The sequence below is a fragment of the Nakamurella lactea DSM 19367 genome (genome assembly GCF_000426645.1).
GTDB classification, from domain to species: domain Bacteria; phylum Actinomycetota; class Actinomycetes; order Mycobacteriales; family Nakamurellaceae; genus Nakamurella; species Nakamurella lactea.
On the sequence record NZ_KE384550.1, the window covers coordinates 259,323 to 284,244 of the forward strand.

The following is a 24,922-nucleotide window of genomic DNA, read 5'->3' on the forward strand; positions in this document are numbered from 1 at the left end:
CGCCGGTCAGCTGACGGTCACCCGCAGTTCTTCGCCCTGCCGCAGCGTCATCCGCTGCTGCAGAGTGATCTTCAGCATGTTGTCGGCGTACGTCCAATCGCCGATCGGCACCGCCCGGCGGCCGACCGTCGCCCTGACCACGTGCGGCTGCCTGGCTCGACCCAGGGTCAGGCTCGCGACCTCGACGGTGCCGCGCCGCACCTGGATCCCGGCGTCCTGCCGGGAACCGCGGAGCGTCTGGGTGAACCGTCCCCAGCCCGCCGCGGCGGTGAACGCCGCGGCGAAGTCGTCCGCCGACAGCTTCGGGTCGAACTGCAGGTGCGCCAGTGGCCCGTGGTAGGCGAATCCGCAGGCGGCCTGGAACACACCATGGGAGGCCATCGCCCTGGCGTAGTGGTCGCCGCACTCGATCTCGTTGTACGGGTTGCGTTTGCGGCCGTCGTAGCGATCGCGGATGGCGCCGGTGACGACCAGCCCCTGCTCGAGCAGGCCCTCGTCGATCATCTGGGCGGCGGCCTGGTATTCCTGCCCGGTCCAGACCTCGTTGAAGTACATCGCCGCCCAGCTGGCCGGTTCCCCGGCCGCGGTGTCCTGACCGCCGTGCGGGAAGGTCGTCATCAGCAGCCCGTACTCGCCGTCCATTGCGAACCAGCGGCCGGCGTCCACCGGCGCCTCGTCGGAGGCGCGGTAGCCGGTCTGGTCGGAGGTGAAGTTGTAGCGGTACAACGCCGTCAGCGCGGACTTCGCCTTGTCCGCGGCCACCACCCTCGGCAGCCCGACCTGGCCGGCCAGGCTCTGCCCGAACAGCTGGTCGATGTGGCAGCCGATGTTCGAGTTGATCACCTCGGTGTGCGCTGGATCGACCTGCTGGATGAAGTACTCGCCGGTCCACAGCTCGGTCTCCAGGTACCGCCGTCCGGCGGCGGCCAGCTCCGCACAGGTGGCGCCGAACGCGGAATCCCCCGCCACCGCTGCCATCTCGGCGCCGGCCAGCAGCGCCGCGACGTACATCCCGCTGATCCAGGCGATCCGGCCGTACCAGTCGGTGTCCAGCGTGTTCGGCTGGATCCCCTCGATGATGCCGTTGCGATCGGGGTCCTTGGCGATCATGAATTCCAGCGCGGTGCGGATCTTCGGCCAGTTGGTCAACAGGAACTCGTTGTCCGCGGCTGTGGTGTGTTCCCGGTAGCAGCGCAGGATGGTGCCGCACTCGCCATCGGCCGCCCAGCCCATGAAGGCCTCGGCCCGGAAGCCCATCTGCCCGGTGTCCGGGTCGAACCCGATGCCGAGGTCCACCCGCTGCCGGGTATCACGTTCCAGCTCCGGGAACAGCCTGGCCACCGACTGGGCGTAGTTCCAGACATGTTCGCAGGTGCCCGCGCAGCAGTAGACGCCCTCCCAGCCGTAGAACCGGCCGTTGTCGAACAGGTAGCAGGTGCTGGTGGCCAGCGTCGAGGCCGAGGCAAGGGTCCGTTCCAGGAACCAGTGCGGCAGCGTCGAATCGGTGTACCAGGTCTGCACCCAGTCACGGGTGCCGGCGCCGAGCCGGTCGAGGTGGCCGGCCAGGTGCCGGGCGACCGCAGCCGCGTCGTCGAACCGCGCGGCGTAGTGCCGGCGCAGGGTCTGGATGTCCTGCAGGAACGACAGCGATCGCCGGTCGGGGATCGGGAAGTTCCAGCACAGCAGGAACTTCACCGTGCGTCGGGCACCCGGCGCCAGGGTGAAGGCCGTGCCGACCGTGCCGTTCTGGGTCTGCTCGGCAGGCACGTCCGGCGGGGCGTCGGCGGCGTCGAAGGCCTGCTGGGCGTTCTCGATCCGGCCGACCGACGGCCGGACGGTGACCTGCCGGTCGAGGCAGGCCAGGGCCAGCGTCCCGGTGTCCGGCAGGTCCGGCAGCGGCCGGGTGTCCACCGGTATGTCGGTGAACACGATGCGGTCGCAGTTGATGTGCCCCCAGCCTCCGCTGGCCGTGTCGACGATCTCGATCTGCGCCTGCCGGCCGCGGTGGCCGCCGAGGTAGATGCTGGCCGGCACCATCGGCTCGGTGTCGGCGCCGCTCACCGACCCGACGACCTGGCCGTCGACCAGCACCCGAACCGCGCAGGCGGCGGGGTTCGACCCGCCGCCCACCGCAATGCTCAGGTAGTCCCGCTCGACGGTGAACACCGGGCTGGTCAGGGTCCCGGTGGGGCCGTCGGCGTTCTCGGGGTGCCCGCGAAAGTCGTGCGAGGTGACGAATCGGCTGCCGGTGACGCCCAGCGCACCGAACCTGCGCATGTAGTCGGGCACCTGTGATTCCAGCACCGGCCCGGCGCCGAAGGCGTCGCCGGTCGTCGTCCACGGCGAGTAGCTCTCGCGTTCCCAGTCCTCGAAGACCACATCCGGCGCCGGCAGCGAGTCGGTGAGAACGATCTGGTCGCAGTTGATGTGGCCCCAGGCGCCGGTGGCGCCGTCCAGCAGCTGCACCCTGGCCTGCCGACCCTCGAATTCCGCGGTGTCGAAGTACCCGGTACGCAGTACCTCCTCGTCCCGCCCGGTCGCGGTGCGCACCACCTGACCGTCCACCAGCAGGTTCAGGCAGGTCTGCCCCGGATGGTTGCCGCCGCCGAGACTGAACCGGATCCCCTTGCGGGACAGCGTGAACGGCGGACTGGTCAGGGTGCCGGTGGTGCTGTCGGCACCGCCGACGTCGCCCGGGTGCCCGCGGAAGTCGTGCGAGGTGACGAACCGACTGCCGGTCACGGCCAGGCTGCCGGTCGGCGCCATGTAGGCCGGGACCTCGGCGATCGACACCGGGCCCGCCCCGAAGGCAGTGCCGGTGACGGTCCAGTCGCCGTAGTCGGGCTGCTCGAAGTCGGCCAGCACGATGTCCGGCCGTTCCGGTTGTTCGACGTGCTGGTAGCCGCCGAACTGCACACCGGTGGCGCCGGCCGCGGCGAACTTCTCCGCCGTCAGCCGGATGGGTCGCTGCATCCTGGCGTCCAGCGAGGCCGGGTTCTCGCACCAGCCGAGCAGCCGAATCTTGCGGGCCCGCTTCGAGGTGTTGTGCACCGTGTACTCGAGAACCGTTGCCGGCAACGCCGAATCGTCCACCGACAACGGGATGAAGGGGCTGTAGGCCTGCAGCTGGACCTGGACCGGGACGCCGGGGTCGCGGTAGTCGACGGTGCCGATCGGGTACTGCCCGGTGAACGCGACATCGGCGAAGCCGCTGTCGTCGAGCGCCCGGGCATCGCCGTCCACCTCGATCGCCATGCCCTGCCGGATCGGGGATGACGGCTTCGGCGGGTTCGCGTACCCGGCGTCGCCGGTGCCGACCGCCGCCCGGTTGAAGATGTCCCAGTGCCAGAGCCGGCCGTCGCCGCCCAGATAGAGCTGACCGGCGCCGATGCCACCGACCGGCATCCCGATGTAGGTCCGCGCGTCGGCGGTGTAGCGGGTCGGGTCGCCGCGTCGGTACAGGGCCGCGACCCAGCGCGGGTCCAGGTTCTTGTCCGCCGGGACCGGTACCAGCGCGGATTCGGGGACACCGAGTTCGGCCGCGGCCGCCGCCCGGCTGCCGGCCAGCACCGCGGTCACGGCGCCGCCGGCGGCGAACAGCAGGAACCCGCGGCGGGAGATCCCGCCGCCCGGCGGACAGCAGCCCGGGTCTGCGCAGCACTCGACGGGGTGGCTGGAGGAGGAGGTCATGTTCGTCCCATTCGATGGATCGGTTTCGGATAGCTCGGTGCGAAGGCCCTGGCCGGGCCTGCGATCGCGGCCACGGCGCCGCCGCCGGCACCGAGTACCGCCTGTGCGACGGCCAGTTCGAGGACGGCCGGTGGCATCGCGGCCCGCACGTTCAGCACCGCGGTCGCGCTGGTGGCCGGGCCGGCAGTGACGTCCAGCACCGGGTCCTCGAGGTTCGAGACCAGCGACGCCTTCGTCAGCCCGCCCGGCGCGCGGACCGCGATCTTGGCGTGCCCCAGCAAGATCCGTTGGCCGAGTTCGGCGCGCAACCGTTCCAGCACGTCCCGGCACCACGCCGCGGTGTCGAACGGCCGCTCGGCGGTCAACTGCCAGGTCTGGTTCAGCCAGCCGAGGGCGGCCTCGGCGGCCGCGTACCGGTCGTAGTCCACCGCCACGGGCCGACCGGAGGCCGACCGCGCCGTCCCCCAGTCCTTGATCAGCCCGGACAAACCGGCGCCGGTCAACGCGGACAGCGCGCGCACCGTCGCGGTCGGCACGCGCTGCGCGATCGCCCGGGTCGCGGCCGCGACTGCGGCCGCGTCGATCCGGTCGATCTTGTTGAGCACCACCAGGTCCGCCTCGGCCAGCTGCCGCCCGAACAGGTAGCCGAGGTCGTCGTCCGAGGTGCCGAGATCGGCCAGCCGGGCGGCGTCCACCAGTACGGTCAGCGGTCCGACCTCGACCAGGTCCGGCTGCTGTGCCTGCAGCGGGGCGACCACGGTGGCGGCCAGATCCGTGCAGCTGCCGACCGCCTCGGCGAGCACCACCTCGGCGCCGGCCGCTGCCGCCTTCAGCAGCACCTCGTGCAACTCGTCGTAGCGACAGCAGAAGCAGCCACCGGTGATCTCCTGCACCTCGACCCCGGCCGACGTGCCGGCTCTGGCCACCGTGGTGTCGACGAGGTCGTCACCCTGGTCGTTGGTGATCACCGCGACGACCGTGCCATCGGCCCCGATGGCCCTGGCCGCGGCCAGCATGGTGGTGGTCTTCCCGGCGCCGAGGAAGCCGCCAAGCAGGATCAGTCGCACGCAGCCACCTGTCGTCGGAACGTCGTCGTCGCCGGAATCTCGAGTCCATGGGAAATCGATTGCTCACACACAACCACTCGTTCGTGTCGCTGTCAACGCAGCGAAGCCGACGGCGCCGGGCCGATCGCGGTGCGCTGGCGTCGGGACGTCCGGCCTGGGGTTACTCTGCCTGCGTGGCAACCATCGCTGACGTCGCCCGCCTCGCCCAGGTGTCCACCGCCACCGTGTCCCGGGTGATCAACGGCAACACCGAGGTGGACCCGGTGCTGGCCGACCGGGTGCGGGTCGCCATCGCCGAGCTCAACTACCGGCCGAGCCGGGTGGCCCGCAGCCTGCGGACCCGGCGGAGCAGCGTGCTGGCGGTGATCATCTCCGACATCCGGAACCCGTTCTTCACCGACATGGTGCGCGGCATCGAGGATGTCGCCTACGCGCACAACTACTCGCTGGTGTTGTGCAATGCCGAGGACGACCCGGCCAAGGAGGCCGACTACCTGACCCTGGCCGTCGACGAACACATGGCCGGCGTGGTGCTGGCGCCGGCCTCGCCGACCGGCACCGACCTGAAATCACTGCGGGCCGCCGGCGTGCCGGTCGTCACCGTCGACCGGCGACTGGCCGACGACGACGTCGACCGGGTACTGATCGACAACATCGGTGGCGCCGTCACCGCAGTAGAACACTTGTGGCACAGCGGTTTTCGCCGGATCGGCTGCGTCAGCGGACCGGTCGGGGTGAGCACAGGGGCGGACCGGCTGGCCGGTTACCGGCAGGGTCTTGCTGCCCATCAGCTCCCCGACGACGAGCAGCTGGTGAGCTTCGGCGACTTTCACGAGGAGTCCGGGACCAGGGCCATGCAGGAACTGCTCGCACTGCCGGATCCGCCGGACGCGGTGTTCGTGGCCAACAACCTGATGACGCTCGGAGCGTTGGACGCGATCGCGGCGACCAGCCTGCGGGTGCCCGACGACATCGGCATCGTCGGGTTCGACGACATGGCCTGGGCGCCGCTGCTGCGGCCGCCGCTTACCACGGTCGGCCAGCCGACCTACGACGTCGGCGCCGAGACGGCCAGGATGCTGCTGAGCCGGCTCACCGGGTACGTCGGGCCCGGTCGCGAGGTGGTGCTGTCGCCGCAGCTGTTCGTCCGGGCCAGCTCCACCCTCAGCGCGCGGTGGAGTCCCGCCTGAAGTTCAGGTAGGCCCGCGACGGCGTCGGCCCGCGCTGCCCCTGGTACCGCGAGCCGTACACCGCGGATCCGTAGGGGTGCTCGGCCGGCGAGGTGAGCCGGAACAGGCACAGCTGGCCGATCTTCATTCCCGGCCAGAGCGTGATCGGCAGGTTCGCCACGTTCGACAGCTCCAGGGTGATGTGCCCGGAGAACCCGGGGTCGATGAACCCGGCGGTGGAATGGGTGAGCAGGCCGAGCCGCCCCAGCGACGACTTCCCCTCCAGCCGGCCGGCCAGGTTGTCCGGCAGGGTGACCGCCTCGAAGGTGGATCCGAGGACGAACTCGCTGGGGTGCAACACGAACGGCTCATCCGGATCGGTCTCGACCAGGCTGGTCAGTTCGTCCTGCTGGGTGGCCGGGTCGATGTGGGTGTACTTGGAGTTGTTGAACACCCGGAACAGCCGGTCCAGCCGGACGTCGATGCTCGACGGCTGGATCAACGAGGCGTCGAACGGATCGAGCGACAGAGTTCCGGCATCGATCTCGGCCCGCAGGTCACGGTCGGACAGCAGCATGGTCAGCAGCCTAGCCGTCAGCCGTCAGCCGGTCAGACCCAGCGCAGTGCGATGGTCACCCTCGAGGATCCAGTCCAGCGTGCTGGTCTCGATCCGCGGCAGCCCACCCATGTCCCGCGCGGCGAGGGCGAGCAGGCTCGCCTTCGCAGCCGCCGGGGTCCAGAGCGGGAAGTCCGAACCGAACAACAGCTTTTCCACCACGCCCCACTCCTGGGCCCGGGTCAGCGCCAGATAACCCTCCAGCGGACGCGAACCTTGCGCCGACACGTCGGCGAACACCCGCTTGTTCTTCCGGATGGTGATGATCGACTCGCGCTGCCAAGGGTGCCCAAGGTGCGCGATGATCTGCACCAGGTTCGGGTGCCGGCGGGCGACGTCGTCGACGATCAGCGGATGGCTCAGCGCCAGCGACCCTTCGGGAACCGGGGTCGCCCCCAGGTGCCACAGGATGATCAGGCCCGCATCGGTGGCGGCCCGGAAGAACTTGTCGTGCTTGGGGTCCCGCGCATCGAACATTGCCAGCACTGCGTACAGCTTGACCCCACGCAACCCACGCGCGATGCCGTCCTCGAGCTGCTCGAACAGGTCTTCGTCGTTCAGGTCCAGCGCCATGAACCCGACCGTCGGCGTCTTCGTCTGCGCGCAGAAGTCCTCGACGAAGTCGTTCGGCGTCGCGATCCCGGCTACCGTCGCCCTGACCCCGAAGACCAACGCGAGATCGACGCCACCCTCGGCCATCGCCGCGTCGTACTGCTCAGGGGTGACGTCCGGGTCGACCTTCATCCCGGCGGCCGCGTAGGTCGGACCACTGTGCTTCTCCCAGTTGCCGCCGCGGTGCCGGCGCTGGTGGCAGTGGGTATGGACGTCCAGCATGGGGTTTCTCCTCGGTGTGTGGAAACGACGAACTCGCCGGCAACGGCGTCAGACGTTCAGACCCAGCGCGCCGCGATGGTCACCCTCGAAAATCCAGTCCAGGGTGCTCGACTCGATCCGCGGCAGCCCGCCCATGTCGCGCTCCGCGAGAGCCAGCAGGCTCTTCTTCGACTCCGCCGGGGTCCAGAGCGGGAAATCCGAGCCGAACAGCAGCTTTTGCACGACGCCCCACTCCTGGGCCCGAGCCAGCGCGAAATAGCCTTCCAACGGACGCGAGCCCTGGGCGGAGACGTCGGCGAACACCCGCTTGTTCTTCCGGATGGTGATGATCGTCTCGCGCTGCCACGGGTGACCCATGTGGGCGATGATCTGCACCAGGTTCGGGTGCCGGCGGGCCACGTCGTCGACGATCAGTGGCTGGCTCAGCGCCAACGAGGCCTCCGGCACCGGGGTCGCCCCCATGTGCCAGAGGATGATCAGACCCGCTTCGGTTGCGGCCCGGAAGAACTTGTCGTGCTTGGTGTCCCGGCCGTCGAACAACGCAACGGTGGCGTAGAGCTTGATGCCTCCGAAGCCGCGAGCGATGCCGTCCTCCAGCTGCTCGAACAGGTCCTCGTCGTTCAGATCCAGCGCCATGAAGCCGACCGTCGGCGTCGTCGTCTGCGCGCAGAAGTCCTCGACGAAGTCGTTCGCCGTGATGATGCCACCCGCAGTCGCCCTGACCCCGAAGACCAGTGCCAGATCGACGCCACCCTCGGCCATCGCCGCGTCGTACTGCTCAGGGGTGACGTCCGGGTCGACCTTCATCCCGGCGGCCGCGTAGACCGGGCCACTGTGATTTTTCCAGCTGTCGCCGGAATGCTTCTCCTGGTGACAGTGGGTGTGGACGTCGAGCATGCGGCATCTCCTGGGTGTGTCGAAGGGATCCCGCCGCTCCCGACGTGGACCAATCTGCCCACGCGGCGTGCAGCGACCCGCGGTGACTGCTTCAGCTAAGGTGAAACAGTATTTCATGTCAATCCCTGAGCGTGGATCGATCGGCAGCACAGGGCTCAGGTAGCGGATTCGGTCCGGCGACGCGGAAGGGTTGTTTGGCGGGCCGGCGCGAACGGCCGTCCGTAGGTGGAGCGGGTGACGGGAATCGAACCCGCGCTATCAGCTTGGGAAGCTGAAGTTCTGCCACTGAACTACACCCGCGATGCCGGTGACTATACCGATCCCGGCCGATGCTCGGTATCGCCGGCTCAGGGCAGCCGCACCTGCAACCGGACACTGGTCGTCCCGCCGGACGCCGGGCCGGCCACCGCCAGGAAGTAGCGCCCAGCCGGCAGCGTCGAGGTCTTGGGTTGGCCACAGGCCGGGAACCGGTGGGAAACCGCGTGTCCCTGCTCGTCGAACAGCCGGACCGCGGCGCCGCCGCCCGACGGGAACTGCGGTTCGTCGTCCCGGCAGCCGGAGACGAATTCGAGACCGATGGCCCCCTGTTCGGTGGTCGTCAGCTCGTAGACCCGCTGCTGCCCGGCCGCGACATCGGCGTTCACGATTTCCGGCAGCGCCACCTTCTCGGCGGTGGAGCCGAGCAGCAGCGCCGGAAAGCGGCGGGCGAGTTCCGGTGCGACGGTTCGGTCCGCCGGCAGGGCCATCGCCGCGTGCCCGAGCGCGAATCCGTCGTCACCGGTCAGCCCGACGTCGAACTCGCACGCCGTCAGATCGTCGTTCGTCGTCAGACCTACTGCCCGGCAGGCCTTCTCGGCGAACGGGAGCGCCTGCTCCGGCACCGTCACGAGCGCCGAGGGGAACCCGAGGGTCGGCCCGACCTGCTCGGAGAACATCGAGTCCTTGTCCTTCACCGCCCAGTCCCGCGCCACCGTGTCCGGGTCGAGGGCCGCACCCTGCCGGTCCTGCAGATCGTTCGCCGGGTCGGGGCCTCCCACCCCGAACAGACCGCTCACCCCGGCGACTCTCGGCGCCGAGACCACCACCGTCATCCCGAGCACCGCACTGGCAGACAGCACCACCGAAGCACCGTCGGGCCAGACCACCGCCGCCCGCCCGGTGCCCTCGGCGTCGGCCGCCCACAGCCCGATGTCCGGGCCGCCGGGGATGGACACCTGGCGGAAGGGTTCCGGCGCCGGCAGCACGGTGCCGTCCAGGGTGGCCGCGCCCTGCGCGGTGTACTCCAGCACCGACCCGATGCTGCCGACCGCGACGGCCGTCACCACGGACACATTCGGCTGGTGCGGCAGCGGTTCCAGCCGGACCTGGACGGCGTGCGCCGGATCGCCGGACCGCGCGTAGTACTGGCCGGTGAGCTGGGTGCTGTACCGGCGGCCGCCGGCGGTCAGCACGTGCGGGTCCCCGGTGATGCCACCGGCGAACGGGACGCCCGTGGTCGCCTGGTCCAGCAGCGCGGCCAGATCGACCCCGGTCTCGGCGATCGCGGCCGACCAGGACGGCAGTGCCGGCCCGGCCACCCGGCGGCCGTCGGCGGCGAACCGGCCCACCGCCTGCCCGTCGGGTCTGTAGACCAGCCGGGTCCGGCCGTCCAGCACGACCGCGGTGTAGCCGGCGGCGTCCACCCCGACACACTTGATGTCCGAGGCGCACCCGACGGCGCTGCCGTCGGCCCCGAACCACTGTCTCGCCGGCCCGTGGATCAGCGCGTACTCCCCGGCGTTCCGGCTCTGCCATTCGATGGTGGACCCTGACCCGATCTCGACGCCGGGCGTCGAGGGTCGCTTGCCGAGCCACTGCAGCCGGACCACCGCCGGTACCGTGCCCGCGGCCGAGGCCGTTCCGCTGGTCGCGCTGGTCGGCGTCGAACCCGTCGGCGGCGTCGCGGTGGTCGGCGCCGACACCGACCTGGTGGGCCCGGACGGCGCGCTCGGTGACGGCGATGCCGACGTGGTGGTCGGCGGCAGGACCGGCTCGCCCGGTTGCCCGGTGCACCCGGCGACCACGGCCACCGTCGCCAACGCCGCGAGGGCGCGGACCACGGTGCCTCGACGGCGGTGCATACAGGCATGGTTACCCGACCGGACCGCAATGTTCCAGTTCGACGCCGGCGGCACGCTCATTTCGCCTCGGCGTAGCCGCCGACGATCATCGGCCGGACCGGCGTCGATGCGGTCGCGCCGGGGAACACCAGGTCGCGCGCCTGCTCGGCCGCCTCGATCGCGATCTCGGCGACGGCGGCGGCGTGCTGCTGCGGGGCGTGCACCACCACCTCGTCGTGCTGAAAGAAGACCAGCTCGGCGCCGGACAGCGACGCCAGTTCCCGGCGCAGCGTCGACAGCCAGACCGCTGCCCAGTCGGCCGCGGAGGCCTGCACCACGAAATTACGGGTGAACCTGCCCCACGACCGGGCGTACTCCCTGGCCCGGCGGCGGTCGGCGTCGCTCGCCGTCTCGTCCGTGCCGGTGGCCACCACCGCCCGCCAGGTCCCGCCCGGCGGCGGGCTGGTCCGGCCGAGCACCGACCGCACCACCCCGCCCGCCTCGCCCTGCCTGGCCGCCGCCTCCACACAGGCGACCGCGGCCGGGTAGCGCGACCGCAGGGTGCCCAGCAGCCGGCCGGCCTCGCCCGAGGTCTGCCCGTACATCGCACCGAGCATCGCCAACTTCGCGGCCGCCCGGTCGCCACCGAATCCGTCCGCCGCCAGACCGGCGTACAGGTCGGCGTCGGTGGACACCGCCTGCAGGGCCGGATCCGCCGACAACGCCGCCAGCACCCGCGGCTCGAGCTGGGCGGCGTCGGCGACCACCAGCCGGTATCCGGGCTCGGCCCTGGCCGCGGCGCGGATCGCCCGCGGGATCTGCAGCCCGCCGCCGCCCCTGGTCGCCCATCGCCCGGACACCACCCCGCCGGGGACGAACTCCGAGTGCAGCCGGCCGTCGCGCACCCAATCGGCGATCCAGTTCCAGCCGTTCGCGGTGTACAGCCGGGACAGCTCCTTGTACTGCAGCACCAGGCCGGCCGCCGGGTGGGCGAGCTCCCGCAGCACCCACCGGCCGGTGCTCTCGATGTCGAATCCCGAGCGACGGAAGGCGTTGCGGACGTCCGTCACCGAGTCCGGATTCACCTCGAACCCGAAGGCCGCGGAGATCTGGCCGGCGAGGGCAGCCAGTTTGACCGGCCGGGCGCCGCCGACCGGCCGCGGCCCGAGCGCCGCGGTGAGCAGCCGGTCGTGTTCCCGGACGTCCCACGGCAGTCCGGCGAAGCCCATCTCCGCGGCGGCCAGACCGCTGGCCGACTCCGCCGCGACCAGCAGCCGCAAGGCGTTGTCGGAACCGATCCGCCGGTGTTGGTCGGCGATCGCCGTCGCCAGCGCCTCGAGCGGGTCCACCTGTTCCGGCCCGGCGTCGCCGGACTCGAACAGACCCGGCTGCCCGTCCCTGGCCGCCGGGTCGGGATCCGTTGGGACCGTCAGCCCGCGGGCCCTGGCGTGCACGGCGGCGGCTGACGAAGGTTCCCCCGAGCGCCCGTCACGGGCCAGCAGGATCCGTTCGGTGAGGGTCACGTCGTGCGATCGCCGCACCGGGCAACCGGCCGCCAGCAGGTCGGGGTAGACCCGGGCGGCGGCGTCCATCAGCCACCGCGGCCGCTCTAGCTCCGCGCCGGCCAGCCCGGCGGCGTCCACCCGTCGCTCCGGGCCGGCCGCGGCGCCGTCGGGCGCGACCGGACGGAGCCGCCAATGGGCCGGTCCGCCGGTCGCAGTGGGATCGACGACCGGGCTGACGGCGAGGTACACCCGGTCGTTCGGCGCACTCAGGGCACCGGCAGCACCGGCGCGCCGAACACCGCCGGATCGACCGGAGCGCTGTCCTGAGCGCCGAGCCACTGCGCGTCCGTCGCGGTCAGGTAGATCTGCACCGATGTGGGGCGGTATCCGTCCTGGGTCAGTTCGGGGAACAGACCGTCCAGTCGTACCACCAGCACCCGCTGGTCGAGATCGACGTCCGCGGGCACCGGCGTGTGGGTGAACAGCGACGACGACCTCATCACCTCGGCCAGTGTCGGCAGGCTGTACCGGGCGGTGACCGTCGGCCCGTTGCCGAAGCCGACCGAGCACTCGTTGACCGCCTGCCGCAGGGCCACCGTGTTCACCGCGCCGGTGGCGGTGACCGGCCAGGCGATCGACTGGCTCTGGCAGTGCCGCAGCGGTCCGTCGATCGGGTTGGCCACCACCGGGATCGCCACCAGTTCCGGCGGCGGCGCCGGCACTGCCGCTGGTGTCCGGTCCGGGGCGTTGCTGGTGGCAGCGGGTCTGCTGGTGCTGATCACCAGGTCGGTCCGCGAGCTCGGCGACGCGGACGTCGATGTCTCGGTCACCTCGCGCAGCGCCGCGGAGTGATCCGCGCCGTGGTTCGCCGTCTGGTTGTCCGTCCGGAACGCCGCCATCGCCACCGCCGTGCTGACCACCAGCACGCAGGCGGCCATCAGCCCGCCGGCCAACCAGCCGTTGCGGCGGCGCCGGGATGCCCTGGCCCTGGCGACCTCTCGACGGACCGCCGACAGGTCGGGGACCAGCGCCTCGTCACGTCGCAGCGCCGCCCGGATCTCCTCGTCGTACTCACTCATCGGTTCGCCGCCGCTCGCTCACCCGAACTCACCCGCCGTCATCCCCGCAGTGACGGCCGATTCCCGCAGCCCGGCGAGGGCGCGGGAGACCAGGGTGCGGACCGCGCCGACACTGGCGCCCAGTTCGGCACCGATCTGCACGTCGTCAAGGCCGAGGTAATAGCGCAGCACCACGGCGGCCCGTTGCCGCGGCGGAAGTTGCTCGAGCAGTCGGTGGATCTGATCCCGGTCGCCGACCCTGATCGACAGGTCAGGGCTCACCCCGTCCAGTACCGACTCGTCGTCGGTCGGATCGGTGCGCCGACGGGCCGCGCGACGCCGGTCGGAGAGGAACGTGGTGACCACGATCCGCCGGACGTAGGCGGTCGGATGGTCCATCTCGCCGATCCGGTCCCAGCGGGCGGAGGCCAGGATCAGCGCATCGGTCAGCACGTCGTGGGCGAGCTGACGGTCGCCGGTCAGGACCGCGGCGAACCGGCCGAGCGGCGCGAGCTCGACGGCAAGGAAATGCTCGAACTGCACAGCGGCCACCCCGTCTCCGTCCTTCGCCGAATACACCCACCAGAATTACACCCGATGACGAGCTCCTTGCGAAGGTTACTGGCGAGTAATAACCTGGTTGTACCAGCCAGTAACTTATGGAGGCCCGCAATGAGCCACTACCGTCCGAATCTGCGCGACCTGGAGTTCAACCTGTTCGAGGTGTTCGAGTCCGGCAGCCGACTGGGCACCGGACCGTTCACCGAGATGGATCCGGACACCGCCAGGGGCGTGCTGCGTGAGTTGTCCGCAGTGGCCACCGGCCCGCTCGCCGAGTCCTTCGTCGACGCCGACCGCAACCCACCGGTGTACGACCCGAAGACCTACTCGGTGGCCATGCCCGAGTCGTTCAAGGCCTCGTTCAAGGCCATGATGGACGGCGAATGGTGGCGGCTGGAGCTGCCCTCCGAACTCGGCGGCTACGGCGCCTCGCCGTCCCTGCGGTGGGCGGCGGCCGAGCTGATCCTCGGCGCCAACCCGGCCCTGTTCATGTACGCCGGCGGGCCCAACTTCGGCAAGATTCTCTACCAGCTGGGCACCGCGGACCAGCAGACGCTGGCCAAGCTGATGATCGACAACGGCTGGGGCTCCACCATGGTGCTCACCGAGCCGGATGCCGGCTCGGACGTCGGCGCCGGCCGGACCAAGGCGATCAAGCAGGCCGACGGCAGCTGGCACCTCGAGGGCGTCAAGCGGTTCATCACCTCGGCCGAGCACGACATGACCGACAACATCGTGCACCTGGTGCTGGCCCGGCCCGAGGGCGAGGGCGTCGAGGCCCGGCCAGGCACCAAGGGCCTGAGCCTGTTCGTGGTACCGAAGTTCCACGTCGACCTGGCCACCGGCGAACTCGGCGAGCGCAACGGCGTCTTCGTCACCGGCGTCGAGCACAAGATGGGCCTGAAGGCCTCCACCACCTGCGAACTGAGCTTCGGCCAGAACGGCGTACCGGCCGTCGGCACCCTGGTCGGCGACGTGCACGACGGCATCAGGCAGATGTTCAACATCATCGAGTACGCCCGGATGATGGTCGGCACCAAGGCGATCGCCACCCTGTCCACCGGCTACCTGAACGCCCTTGAGTACGCCAAGGAGCGGGTGCAGGGCGCCGACCTGACCCGCAACACGGACAAGACCGCACCGCGGGTGACGATCATCCACCACCCTGATGTCCGACGGATCCTGATGCGGCAGAAGGCTTATGCCGAGGGTCTGCGGGCCGTGTACTTCTACACCGCGGACGTCCAGGACCGGATCGCCTTGGGCGCCGAGGACGCTGCCGAAACGTCCATTGATGCCCTGGTCAAGATCAACGACCTGCTGCTTCCGGTGGTCAAGGGCGTCGGCTCGGAGCGGGCGTACGAGAACCTGGCCCTGTCGCTGCAGACCTTCGGCGGGTCCGGCTACACCCAGGACTACCCGATCGAGCAGTACATCCGGGACGCCAAGATCGACACCCTGTACGAGGGCACCACAGCGATCCAGGCCCAGGACTTCTTCTTCCGCAAGATCGTCAGGGACAACGGCGCCGCGCTCGGCGCGGTGGCCAGGGAGATCGGCTCGTTCCTGGAGACGACCGGCTCGCAGGCCGCCGACGGTCGGCTGAAGAACGAGCTGGCGCTGCTGACGACCGCACTCACCGACGTGCAGGCGATGATCGGTGCGCTGGTGGGCTACACGATGGCCTCGACCACCGAACCCGCGAGCCTGTACAAGGTCGGCGAGCACGCGGTGTCGCTGCTGATGAGCGTCGGCGACCTGCTGATCGGCTACCTGCTGCTGCGGCAGGCCGTCGTCGCCCAGACGGCGCTGGACGAGGGCACCGCCGCGCCGGCCGACCGGGACTTCTACGCCGGCAAGCTCGCGGTGGCGAACTGGTTCGCCCGCAACGTGCTTCCGGAGCTGACCGCCCGCCGGGTCGTCGTCGAAGCCGCCGACAGCTCGCTGATGGACATCCCGGAGGCTGCCTTCTGAGTCGTCGTGGACCCGGCGGTCAGCGGGAGTCCAGGTGCTGGTGGTTGCAGTAGTCGGAGAACCGCAGCATCCCGGCCGGGACCGGTGCATGGGCGGACCCCGGGCAGTTCACCTGCCCGGCCCCGCCCCCGCTGGTGATGGCTGACGCGACGTAGCTGAGGAACTCCGCGTCCAGGGCGCGGTTGTCGCCGCTTTCGTAGGAGTGCCAGTTGGTGTGCCGCCCGGTCGCCGGGTCGACAACGGTGTTGAAGTCGACCGCCTTGCCCTTCGGGTGATATCCCGAATCGCAGCTGTGCCCGGACACCATGTTGTTGATGAACACCTGGTACTTGTCGGTGGCCTTGACGATCGACGTCAACATCTTGGGATCGAGGTAGACCGACCCGCCACAGCTGGTGACGGCCCGGCCGGCGGCGGTGACCTGCAGATCCGACTTCGCCCCGCTGAGCCCGGTCAACCGGCCGCCCCAACGCGCCAGCAGCGTCTTGGCCAACGTCACCCTGGTCGGTGCCGGCGGCGGCGGTGGGCTCGGCTTCGGGTAGATGGCACCTGTCGCGGTTGTCCAGGTGCAGCAAGGGCTTCCGACGTTCTGGATGTGCAGACGTCGGTCGGGGCCCGAGGTCACCACCTTGCCGGCGGAGCCGTCCCAGAACGAGCCGGGAGTGCCGATCGCCGAACCGCCGAGCCGGCCGGGTGCCGACCAGGCGCGATGGCTGTAGCTGATCCGATAGACCTGCCGGTTCGTGCCGACCGCCATCACCCGCCAGTTCAGCGAGTCCAGCCGGACGGCGGTGATGCCGCCCGCGAAACTCCCCTGGCCGATGACGTGCCAGCCGGCCCAGGCGCCCCCGGAGAAGGTCCGCTGCTCGATCTTGCGGTCCGTGCGGACCGCGAACAGGTCGAATCGATGCGCCGCCGGTTGGTAGACCAGCGACACGTTGCCCCTGATCCCCGTTCCCATGCCGACCGTCGACCAGCTGCCGCCCAAGGGGTGCTTGGCGTGCAGGACCGCGCCACCGGACCCGGCACCGAACAGATGAAGGGCGCCGTTGCGATCCCGGATGGCCGACAGGGCGCCGGTGAACCCGCGAACGCCGGTCGACGTCCACCCGCGCCATTTCCCGCCGACGAAACTGCGCAGCATCACGGTGCCGGACTTCGACACCGCGAGCACGTCGAACCGGTGGTCGGACGCCCGGTAGATCACCGCGGGCGCCCCCTTGAACGACCCGCCCAGCGATTCCGGCCCGGACCAGGACGCCCGTTTGATCTGCTGGTAGATCTGCCCGTTCGAGGCGATCGCGAACGATCGCCAGGTGCCGTCCTTCACCTTGATGACGGAGACCCCGGCGGCATCCCCGTAGACCGGCGTCGTGGCCGCCACCGCGGCGCTCGCGGTCACCGCGTACGCGGCTTGGGCGGCCACCGGTCGCGGCGACGCGGACGCGAGCCCGGGGGCCAGTAGCGCCGCGACAAGAACAGTGAGCAGGGGAACGGCAAGCCGCCGGGCAGTCATCTACTGGAGTCCTCAAGATCGTTCGTCGGGAACGACCAGTACAACGGCTCGGCGAGCCTGACGCAAAACGGCCGCTCAGAGTGCTATGCGCCCTGGCCGATTACTCCCGTTTCGTCCCGGATGCCCGCCACCAGCTCGGCCGCACCGACGATCGGCGCATCGTTGCCCAGGGCCGCCACCACCACCGGAACCCGCTCGAGCGGCTCCAGCACCGCATCCAGGAACGCCGACCTGGTCGGACCGAGAAAGGCGTCACCGATCTGGGCGACGCCACCACCGACCACCACTGCATCGACGTCGATCGCCGTCGCCAGTCCCGCCAGGGCCGCGCCGAGCACCCGGCCGGCGTCGGCGATGGTCTCGCGGGCGAGCTCGTCACCGCCGTGCATCAGGTCGGCCACCTCGGTGAGCCGGACATCACGGCGCCCGCTGCGCCGGCTGTACTCGGCGGCGATCGCCGGGCCGGCCGCGACCGCCTCGAGATGGTCCCACCGACCGCAGCCGCAGGGCAGCGCGCCGGGTCCCGGCACCAACAGGTGGGCGATCTCGCCGGCGGTGCCGTGGGCACCGTGCGCGATCTCACCATCGAACACCAGTCCGCCGCCGACGCCGGTGCCGATGGAGGCCACCAGCAACCGGTCGAAACCGACGCCGGCGCCGTGTCTGGCCTCGCCGAGCGCCGTCACCCTGACATCGTTGTCAACAGCCACCGGCAGGCCGTGGGCCGCCCGGACCGGCCCCGCAACGTCCGTGCCGCCCCAGCCGGGCAGGGTGTCGCCGTCCTGCAGGACGATGCCGTTCACAGTGTCGATCACGCCCTTGGCGCCGAGCCCGATAGCGGCCAGGGCGTAGCGCGTCGACACCTCACCGATCAGGTCCACCACTTCGGCCATCACGTCCGAGCCGCGTCCGGTCCGCGGGGTCTCGCGCCGGAACCTGGCGAGGATGCGACCGGCGTCGTCGACCACCCCAGCAGCGATCTTGGTTCCGCCGATGTCCACCCCGAGCCGGTTCACAACAGCCCAATCTACCGGGGGACAATCGGCCGATGAACACCTGGCTCACCGAGCAGTTCGACCTGACCGTGCCCGTGGTCTGCGCCCCGATGGCCGGAGTGGCCGGCGGACGGCTGGCCGCCGCCGTCAGTGCGGCAGGGGCGCTCGGCATGATCGGCGTCCGACCGGGCGCCACCATCGACTGGCTGGACGAACAACTCGCCGTGGCTGCCGCCGGCAGCCGGCCGTTCGGAGTCGGCCTGATCGGCTGGGGCGTCGAGGAGGGCGATCCGTTGCTGGCCAGGGTGATCGCCGCGCGCCCGGCGCTGGTCTCGATCAGTTTCGGTGACATCACCGATCACGTGGCGCCGCTGCACGACGCCGGGATCGTGGTGGCGGCGCAGGCCGGCAATCTGGACGAGGCGCTGGCCGCCGACGCCGTCGGCGTCGATCTGATCGTCGCCAGGGGCTCGGAGGGCGGCGGGCACGGCCGCAACGAGATCGCCACACTGCCGCTGCTGCAGCAGGTGCTGGACGCGGTGGACACCCCGGTGCTGGCCGCGGGTGGTATCGGTACCCGGCGTGGGCTGGCCGCGGTGCTGGCGGCCGGCGCCGAGGGCGGCTGGATCGGGACCGCGTTCATGACCTGCCCGGAGTCGGACGCGCCCGCCGAGTCCCGGCACGCAGTCTTGGATGCCGATGCCGGCGACACCGTCTACTCCCGGGTGTTCGACCTGGTCCAGGGGGTGCCGTGGCCGGCCGAGTTCGGCGGTCGGTCGCTGGTCAACGAAGTGACCCGGATGTGGGCGGGGCGGGAGGACGAACTGGCCGCCGGCGGCCCCGCGGTGGTGGCGTTGGGCGATCAGGTGCGGTCCGCGAAGGCGGCCGGTGATGCTGCCTTCGCGCCGGTCTACGCCGGCCAGGCAGCCGGCCTGGTGGAGACCTCACGGCCGGCATCCGAGGTGGTGGCGGATCTGGCCGGGGCTGACGCGCTGCTCACCAGGTGGGCCCGGACCTGCTGAGTCCAGACATGAAATGACCCCGAGTCGCTACCAGGTCGGGGTCCGGTAGCGATCCGGGGTCGCTCTGTATATCGGCACTGGGGCCGGATTCGTTACAGGTCTTCTTGAGAACTCATGAACGAATCCGAAAACCCCAGGTCGATGGGGGGGTGTGACCGTGAGATCAGCGCAGGATGTCCTGGCGCTGGGCAATCACCAGCAGCTCGTCGCGCATCGCGGGCGATGCGTTCTCGATGGCGCGGCTCAGCGCACGGCGGTTGCGGTTGAACTCACGGTGGTCGCGGAGAACCTTCGCGAGGCGGCTCATGGTCTTCAGTCCTTCTGGTCATTCGTGACGTGGCCGGCTGTTCCCCGGTGGAACCCTCTTCGGCGCCGTCACCTTGTATGACGTCCATTGAACCCGAATTGTTCCCCATTCGCACGCGATCGTCCGGTGAAGCCGATCACATGCCGGTGATCGTCCGGCCCTGTATCGAAATCTACCGGACGATCGCCGGTCGAGTCCGCAGGTCCGGCGATCCGTGTGCCGGACCCCGCATCGCGGCCTGGCTCTCGCGTATCCGACCGACCGCACGATGGGCCAGCCCGCGCACAGAGGTGGTCCGGCAACCAAGGATCTCGGCGATCTTGTCGTCCGGGAGGTCTTCCAGGTAGCGCAGGGTCAACACGGCCCGCTGCTTCGACGGCAGCCCGGCGAGCAGTGCGAGTACCTCGTCGCGGCTGCAGACGTCATCGGCGATGTCCGGCCGCCCGGTGTCGAAGCGATCCTGACGGGTGTCGGTCACCCATTCGGTTGCCCGGCGACGCCGGGCCAGCCCGAGGAACCGATTGATCAGGATGCGCCGGGCGTAGGCGTCGGTGTGTTCCGCCACGGACACCCGGTGCCACTTGACCATCACCGCGGCCAGCGCGTCTTGCACCAGGTCCTCGGCATCCGCCTTGTTGCCGGCCAGCCCGTAGGCCAGTCGCAACAACCGGGGAGCGGCGTCCCGGACGTACTCGGCCGCCGCCGGGTCGACGCCGGTCACTTGGCCAGCCCGCTCTGGTCCAGGTTCGTGACCATGGCATTCATGATGGTGGTGAGTGTCCGCTTCGGGTTCTTCAGCCCCTCGGCGTTCAGTTCGATCGAAACGATCCAACTGCCGGTCACCTTGAACGCCGTCAGCGCCGGGTAGTAGACCAGCTTGCCGTCGCCACCGGTCGGCCGGGAGTGGTTGGTGCTGGAGAAGACCCGGATGCCCTTTTCGGTCAGTCCCGGGACGGTGATCTCCTTCATGTTGTCGGATCGGGAGAACGGGCGGTTGCCGTGTTGATCGAACGCGTCGGCAACCGTCGCGTCGGTGTCGGCGCGGCTGGCGTACTCGGCGACCGCGACCCGGGCAGCAATGGCCGGTTCGCCGTCCGGCTGCCATCGACCGGGCAGCGAGAGGAAGTCGTTCGCGCCGTTGACCGGCTCGATCGTTGAGTCGCGTTCGCCGACGGTTCCGGCGATGAAGCCCAGCAACGGTCCGGAGTCGTTGAGCGGCTTGAGGTACGGCAGGTACGGCCCGGCGGCCTGCTCGCTGGTGTCCTTCCGCTGCCGGACGTAGGCCAGTCCGTCGGGAAGCTGTGTCTTCCCCCGGGGCAGGACACCGACCACCGGACCGCCGGGTTCCGCCGCCGGTTTCGTGACCTGCTTCGCCGGTGCCGACTTCACCGTGGTCGTCGCCGATGCGCTCTTCGCAGTGGCGGCGGACCCCGCCGGCTGCGATGATCCGGCTTTCGTGCTGGCGGCTGGAAAAGAGTGCGTCGGCGCCGCGAGGGCCGCCACCGAGTCGCCGTGGCGGCCGGAGGTGATGGTGGCCACCCCGATTCCCCCGCCGACCACGGCCAGCACCAAGGCCGTCGATCCAGCGACGGCGAACCGCCTGCGGCGCACCAGCTTCCCGGATGCTCGCTGCCCGACCGCGGCGTCGAATCCGGCCGGCGACCAGCTCGGCAACTGCTCGAGACCCCGACGCACCTCACCCGGCAGCTCGTCATTCCCGGTCATGACCATCCTCCCTCCGGCGGCCGCTCGGATGCGGCTCGGCCCGTTCACCGAAGAAGACGCGGTGAACGGGCCGATCGGTCACACCGTGGGTCAGAAAACCATCGCCATCCCGGGATCGGCCAGCAGCGCACCGACGTCGGCCAGGAACTCGCTACCCTGCTGACCGTCGATCACCCGATGGTCGAACGAGAGCGCCAGCTGGCAGACCTTGCGGACCGCGATCTGGCCGTCCACCACCCACGGCAGGTCCTTGATCGAGCCGAGCGCCAGGATCGCCGACTCCCCCGGGTTGATGATCGGGGTGCCGGTGTCGACGCCGAACACGCCGACGTTGGTGATGGTGAAGGTGCCACCGGCCATCGCGGCCGGCGAGGTCTTGCCCTGGCGGGCGATGTCGGTCAGTTCCCCGAGTGCCGCCGCCAGTTCCAGCATCGACATCCGATCGGCGTCGCGGATGTTCGGCACCACCAGTCCGCGCGGGGTGGCGGCGGCGATCCCGAGATGGACGTAGTCCTTGAAGACGATCTCGCCGGCCGCCTCGTCCCACACCGAGTTGACCTCCGGCGTCCGCCTGGCCGCGATGCAGACCGCCCGGGCGGCGAACGTCAGCGGGGTGATCTTCACTCCGGCGAAATCCCGGCGCGCCTTCAGCCGCTCCCGCAGCTGCATCATCGGGGTGACGTCGACGGTGAGGAACTCGGTGACGTGCGGCGCGGTGAACGCGCTACTCACCATCGCCTGCGCCGTCATCTTCCGGACGCCCTTGATCGGCACCCGACGCTCGCCGCCACCCTGCCGTGCTCCACCACCTTGCACCGCAACGGTTTCGACAGGTGCCGAGTCGCCGGCCGCTGGGCTGTCGGCCGCCGCTGCCACGTCAGCCCTGGTGATCACCCCGTCGTCCCGCGAGGAACTGACGGACGCGAGATCCACCCCCAGGTCCTTCGCGTACTTACGCACCGGCGGCGCCGCCAGTGGCGCCTGAGTGCGGGGCGCACCGTCATCCGTGTCGACCGTCGGACCGCCGGCGCTGGCCAGCGAATGTCCCGGTTCCCCGTGGGTGGCACCGGCTTTCACCGCATCGGCCGCCGTGCCGGGCTCGCCGCCGGCGGCCAGCTGCGCCGCCGCGGTCGGGGCAGGAGGCTGCCCAGGCAAGCCCTTGCGCGGACGCCGGGCCGACGACCCGGCCGCCGGAATGTAGCCGACCAGGGTGGCGATCCGGCCGTCCGCCGCCACCTCGCCGATCTTCGAGCCGACCTCCTCGACGTCGGCTGCCGGGCCGGCGCCCGGCTCGGTGTCGATCGAGATGATCGGGGTGCCGACGTTGATCGTCACCCCCGGTTCGGCGAGCAACTCGTGCACCTGCCCGGCCCACGGGCTGGGCAGTTCCACTGCGGCCTTGGCGGTTTCGATCTCCACCAGGATCTGGTTCACCGTGACCGTGTCGCCGACGGCGACCTTCCATTCAAGGATCTCGGCCTCCGTCAGACCCTCCCCCACGTCGGGGAGCGGGAACTGCCGGATCCGGCCGGTCGCCGGCGCGTTCGATGCCGTGTGCTGTGCCATTTCGGTCCCGCCTTCTCAGAAGTCCATCACGCGGTCGACGGCATGCAGCACCTTGTCCAGATCGGGCAGGTACTGCTCCTCCAACTTGCTCGGCGGGTACGGGGTGTCGAATCCGGTGACCCGGGCGACCGGCGCGGACAGCGAGTAGAACGCCTCCTCGGTGATCCGCGCCGAGATCTCCCCGGACAGCGACGCGTGCCGCGGCGCCTCGGCGACCACCACGGCTCTTCCGGTGTGCCGCACCGAGTCCAGCACCGGACCCAGATCCAGCGGCGACAGCGTGCGCAGGTCGATCACCTCGGGCGATCGACCCTCGGCGGCGGCAGCATCGGCCGCCGCCAGCACCACCGGCATGGTGGCTCCGTACCCGATCAGGGTGACGTCGTCCCCCGGTCGGCGGACCACGGTCGAGAAGGTCGAGTCCGGCCGGACACCGGTGTCCAGCTCACCCTTTTCCCAATACCGGCGCTTCGGCTCGAAGAAGATCACCGGATCCGGGCAATCGATCGCCTCCTGGATCATCCAGTAGGCATCCGCCGGATTGGAACAGGCCACCACCCGCAGCCCGGCGATGTGGCAGAAGAACGCCTCCGGCGACTCGGCGTGGTGTTCGACGGCGCCGATACCGCCGCCGTAGGGAATGCGGACCGTCAGCGGCATCGACCAGGCGCCCATCGAGCGGTAGGTGACCTTGGCGACCTGCGAGATGATCTGGTCGAAGCCGGGGAAGACGAAGCCGTCGAACTGGATCTCACACACCGGCCGGTACCCACGCAGCGCCAAACCCACTGCGGTGCCGATGATTCCGGACTCGGCCAGCGGGGTGTCGAGCACCCGGTGCTCACCGAAGTCCTTCTGCAGACCGTCGGTGATCCGGAAGACGCCGCCGAGCTTTCCGACGTCCTCCCCCATCATCAGCACCTTGGGGTCGGCCTCCATCGAGGCGCGCAGCCCGAGATTCAGTGCCTTCGCGAGCGTCACGGACTCGGCGGACATCAGTGCGCCCCCTCTTCCTCGAAGCCGGCCAGGTATTCCAGGTAGTCGGCGCGTTGCCGGTCCACCTCGGCATGCGGACCGGTGTAGACGTTGGAGAAGATCCGGTCAACCGGCGGGACCTGCATGTTCACCGCGAAGTCCCGGAACCTGGCCGCCAACTCGTCGGCCTCGACATCCACCGAATCGAAGAAAGCCTTGTCCGCCAGCCCTTCTCGCACCAGGTGCACCCGGACCCGTTCGATCGGATCGAGCAGCTTCCAATGTTCGGTCTCGGCGGCCAACCGGTAGCGGCTGGGGTCGTCGGAGGTGGTGTGCGCGTCCATCCGGTAGGTGAACGCCTCGATCATCACCGGGCCGTTGCCGGTGCGACACTCGTCCAGCGCCCATTTCGTCACCGCGAGGCAGGCGAGCACATCGTTGCCGTCCACCCGGAAACCGGGCATGCCGTATCCGGCCGCACGCCGGAACAGGGGCAGCCGGGCCATCTTTCCAACCGGTTCGGAGATCGCCCACTGGTTGTTCTGGCAGTAGAAGACGATCGGTGAGTCGAACGCGGTGGCGAACACCATGCCCTCGTGGATGTCGCCCTGCGCGGTGGCACCGTCGCCGAAGAAGCAGATCGTGGCCTCGGCGTCGGCGCCGTCACCCACCTTGCCGTCGAAGGCCTGCCCCATCGCATAGCCGGCGGCGTTCAGCGCCTGATTGCCGATCACGATGGTGTAGTCGTGGAAGCGGTACTCCTTGGGATCCCAGCCCGAATGGTCGGTGCCGCGGAAGATGCCCAGCAACGCGGTCGGGTCGACGCCCCGACACCAGGCGATGCCGTGCTCGCGATAGCTCGGGAAGGCGAAGTCCTGCGGCCGCATGGCCCGGCCGGCGCCGATCTGTGCGGCCTCCTGGCCCAGCAGCGGCACCCAGATCGACAGCTGGCCCTGCCGCTGCAGGGAGTTGCCCTCCCGATCGAACCGCCGGATCAGCACCATGTCGCGGTACAGGCCTTGCAGCATCTCGCCGGTCACCTCGACCGGAAAATCCGGATGCGGGGTGAGCACGCCCTCCGGGGAGAGGATCTGGATCAGGTCCTCGCCCTCGCTGGTGGCCCGCAGACCTCGGGCGACCTCGTCCGGCGATGGCACGTTGGATGCACCGGCCCCCTCGGCCACGTCCTCGGCGTGCTGTACGTATCGCGGTCTCTCGACCCATTGCTCGGGAGCCATGCACATCTCCTCGGTTGGTCGCCCCGCTACCGGGGTCGCCGGTGTGCGGGCAACGACGGGGCCCGGATCCGAGCCGCCGTCGGCGCTGACGGTTGGCGGGCCGGTGTA

Annotated in this window: 20 protein-coding genes and 1 tRNA gene; 3 read left to right on the top strand and 18 right to left on the bottom strand. The window is 70.2% G+C overall.

Annotation, left to right across the window (positions count from 1 at the left end; translation table 11 throughout):
* Window positions 1-6 precede the first annotated feature (6 nt).
* On the bottom strand, window positions 7-3,690 hold the full coding sequence (locus K340_RS34810) for a GH116 family glycosyl hydrolase (RefSeq protein ID WP_051267584.1): 3,684 nt from the start codon (window positions 3,688-3,690) through the stop codon (window positions 7-9).
* Window positions 3,687-4,757: a GTP-binding protein gene (locus K340_RS0124765; RefSeq protein WP_029138667.1), complete on the bottom strand. Its 1,071-nt coding sequence runs from the start codon at window positions 4,755-4,757 to the stop codon at window positions 3,687-3,689. Before K340_RS0124765 ends, K340_RS34810 begins: the two co-directional genes overlap by 4 nt.
* 173 nt (window positions 4,758-4,930) lie before the next feature.
* Here K340_RS0124765 and K340_RS0124770 point away from each other — a divergent pair, with 173 nt between their 5' ends.
* Complete coding sequence (locus K340_RS0124770) at window positions 4,931-5,947, top strand: LacI family DNA-binding transcriptional regulator (RefSeq protein ID WP_029138668.1); 1,017 nt, start codon at window positions 4,931-4,933, stop codon at window positions 5,945-5,947.
* On the opposite strand, the gene dcd is transcribed toward K340_RS0124770, so the two are convergent.
* The 8 genes from dcd to K340_RS0124810 form a co-directional block, all read right to left on the bottom strand.
* Window positions 5,922-6,503 (bottom strand): dCTP deaminase, encoded by a 582-nt coding sequence (dcd, locus tag K340_RS0124775; protein WP_029138669.1) that lies wholly within the window; start codon window positions 6,501-6,503, stop codon window positions 5,922-5,924. The genes K340_RS0124770 and dcd overlap by 26 nt on opposite strands.
* A 24-nt stretch (window positions 6,504-6,527) precedes the next feature.
* A complete protein-coding gene (locus K340_RS0124780) occupies window positions 6,528-7,376 on the bottom strand; it encodes an amidohydrolase family protein (protein WP_029138670.1) in 849 nt (282 codons plus the stop codon).
* Between the two features lie 48 nt (window positions 7,377-7,424).
* Window positions 7,425-8,273 (bottom strand): amidohydrolase family protein, encoded by an 849-nt coding sequence (locus tag K340_RS33175; protein WP_051267586.1) that lies wholly within the window; start codon window positions 8,271-8,273, stop codon window positions 7,425-7,427.
* A gap of 226 nt (window positions 8,274-8,499) precedes the next feature.
* Window positions 8,500-8,573, bottom strand: a tRNA-Gly gene (locus tag K340_RS0124790).
* A 47-nt stretch (window positions 8,574-8,620) separates the two neighbouring features.
* On the bottom strand, window positions 8,621-10,393 hold the full coding sequence (locus K340_RS0124795; protein ID WP_154674471.1) for a hypothetical protein: 1,773 nt from the start codon (window positions 10,391-10,393) through the stop codon (window positions 8,621-8,623).
* 56 nt (window positions 10,394-10,449) lie between these two features.
* Window positions 10,450-12,216, bottom strand: a complete 1,767-nt coding sequence (locus tag K340_RS33180; protein ID WP_084614944.1) for a bifunctional 3'-5' exonuclease/DNA polymerase — start codon at window positions 12,214-12,216, stop codon at window positions 10,450-10,452.
* Window positions 12,144-12,956, bottom strand: coding sequence for a hypothetical protein (locus K340_RS0124805; protein ID WP_029138672.1), 813 nt, complete (start codon window positions 12,954-12,956; stop codon window positions 12,144-12,146). The genes K340_RS33180 and K340_RS0124805 overlap by 73 nt, the downstream gene beginning before the upstream one ends.
* Window positions 12,957-12,974: 18 nt before the next feature.
* Window positions 12,975-13,487 (bottom strand): sigma-70 family RNA polymerase sigma factor, encoded by a 513-nt coding sequence (locus K340_RS0124810; protein WP_161632182.1) that lies wholly within the window; start codon window positions 13,485-13,487, stop codon window positions 12,975-12,977.
* A 120-nt stretch (window positions 13,488-13,607) separates the two neighbouring features.
* On the opposite strand from K340_RS0124810, the gene K340_RS37370 reads away from it, so the two are divergent.
* Entirely contained in the window at window positions 13,608-15,470 is a 1,863-nt protein-coding gene (locus K340_RS37370) for an acyl-CoA dehydrogenase (RefSeq protein WP_029138674.1), read from the top strand.
* A gap of 19 nt (window positions 15,471-15,489) precedes the next feature.
* Here the strand turns inward: K340_RS37370 and K340_RS0124820 are convergent, their stop codons facing one another.
* Both K340_RS0124820 and K340_RS0124825 read right to left on the bottom strand, forming a co-directional pair.
* The gene (locus K340_RS0124820) at window positions 15,490-16,986 is read right to left on the bottom strand and encodes a hypothetical protein (RefSeq protein WP_029138675.1); all 1,497 of its coding nucleotides are present in this window, start codon (window positions 16,984-16,986) and stop codon (window positions 15,490-15,492) included.
* 83 nt (window positions 16,987-17,069) lie between these two features.
* Window positions 17,070-18,002, bottom strand: a complete 933-nt coding sequence (locus K340_RS0124825; RefSeq protein ID WP_029138676.1) for an ROK family protein — start codon at window positions 18,000-18,002, stop codon at window positions 17,070-17,072.
* 32 nt (window positions 18,003-18,034) lie between these two features.
* Here K340_RS0124825 and K340_RS0124830 point away from each other — a divergent pair, with 32 nt between their 5' ends.
* Window positions 18,035-19,003: an NAD(P)H-dependent flavin oxidoreductase gene (locus K340_RS0124830; protein ID WP_029138677.1), complete on the top strand. Its 969-nt coding sequence runs from the start codon at window positions 18,035-18,037 to the stop codon at window positions 19,001-19,003.
* Between the two features lie 163 nt (window positions 19,004-19,166).
* Here the strand turns inward: K340_RS0124830 and K340_RS36485 are convergent, their stop codons facing one another.
* The 6 genes from K340_RS36485 to K340_RS0124865 form a co-directional block, all read right to left on the bottom strand.
* Window positions 19,167-19,310 carry a hypothetical protein gene (locus tag K340_RS36485; RefSeq protein WP_169726928.1) on the bottom strand — a complete coding sequence of 48 codons (144 nt, stop codon included), beginning with the start codon at window positions 19,308-19,310 and terminating at the stop codon, window positions 19,167-19,169.
* A gap of 172 nt (window positions 19,311-19,482) precedes the next feature.
* On the bottom strand, window positions 19,483-20,031 hold the full coding sequence (locus tag K340_RS36330; protein ID WP_051267590.1) for a SigE family RNA polymerase sigma factor: 549 nt from the start codon (window positions 20,029-20,031) through the stop codon (window positions 19,483-19,485).
* The gene (locus tag K340_RS36335) at window positions 20,028-21,035 is read right to left on the bottom strand and encodes a hypothetical protein (RefSeq protein ID WP_161632183.1); all 1,008 of its coding nucleotides are present in this window, start codon (window positions 21,033-21,035) and stop codon (window positions 20,028-20,030) included. Before K340_RS36335 ends, K340_RS36330 begins: the two co-directional genes overlap by 4 nt.
* A gap of 90 nt (window positions 21,036-21,125) precedes the next feature.
* The gene (locus tag K340_RS0124855; protein WP_051267592.1) at window positions 21,126-22,601 is read right to left on the bottom strand and encodes a dihydrolipoamide acetyltransferase family protein; all 1,476 of its coding nucleotides are present in this window, start codon (window positions 22,599-22,601) and stop codon (window positions 21,126-21,128) included.
* 15 nt (window positions 22,602-22,616) lie between these two features.
* Window positions 22,617-23,597 carry an alpha-ketoacid dehydrogenase subunit beta gene (locus K340_RS0124860; RefSeq protein ID WP_029138681.1) on the bottom strand — a complete coding sequence of 327 codons (981 nt, stop codon included), beginning with the start codon at window positions 23,595-23,597 and terminating at the stop codon, window positions 22,617-22,619.
* Window positions 23,597-24,814 carry a thiamine pyrophosphate-dependent dehydrogenase E1 component subunit alpha gene (locus K340_RS0124865; RefSeq protein ID WP_084614947.1) on the bottom strand — a complete coding sequence of 406 codons (1,218 nt, stop codon included), beginning with the start codon at window positions 24,812-24,814 and terminating at the stop codon, window positions 23,597-23,599. Before K340_RS0124865 ends, K340_RS0124860 begins: the two co-directional genes overlap by 1 nt.
* Between the last annotated feature and the right edge of the window lie 108 nt (window positions 24,815-24,922).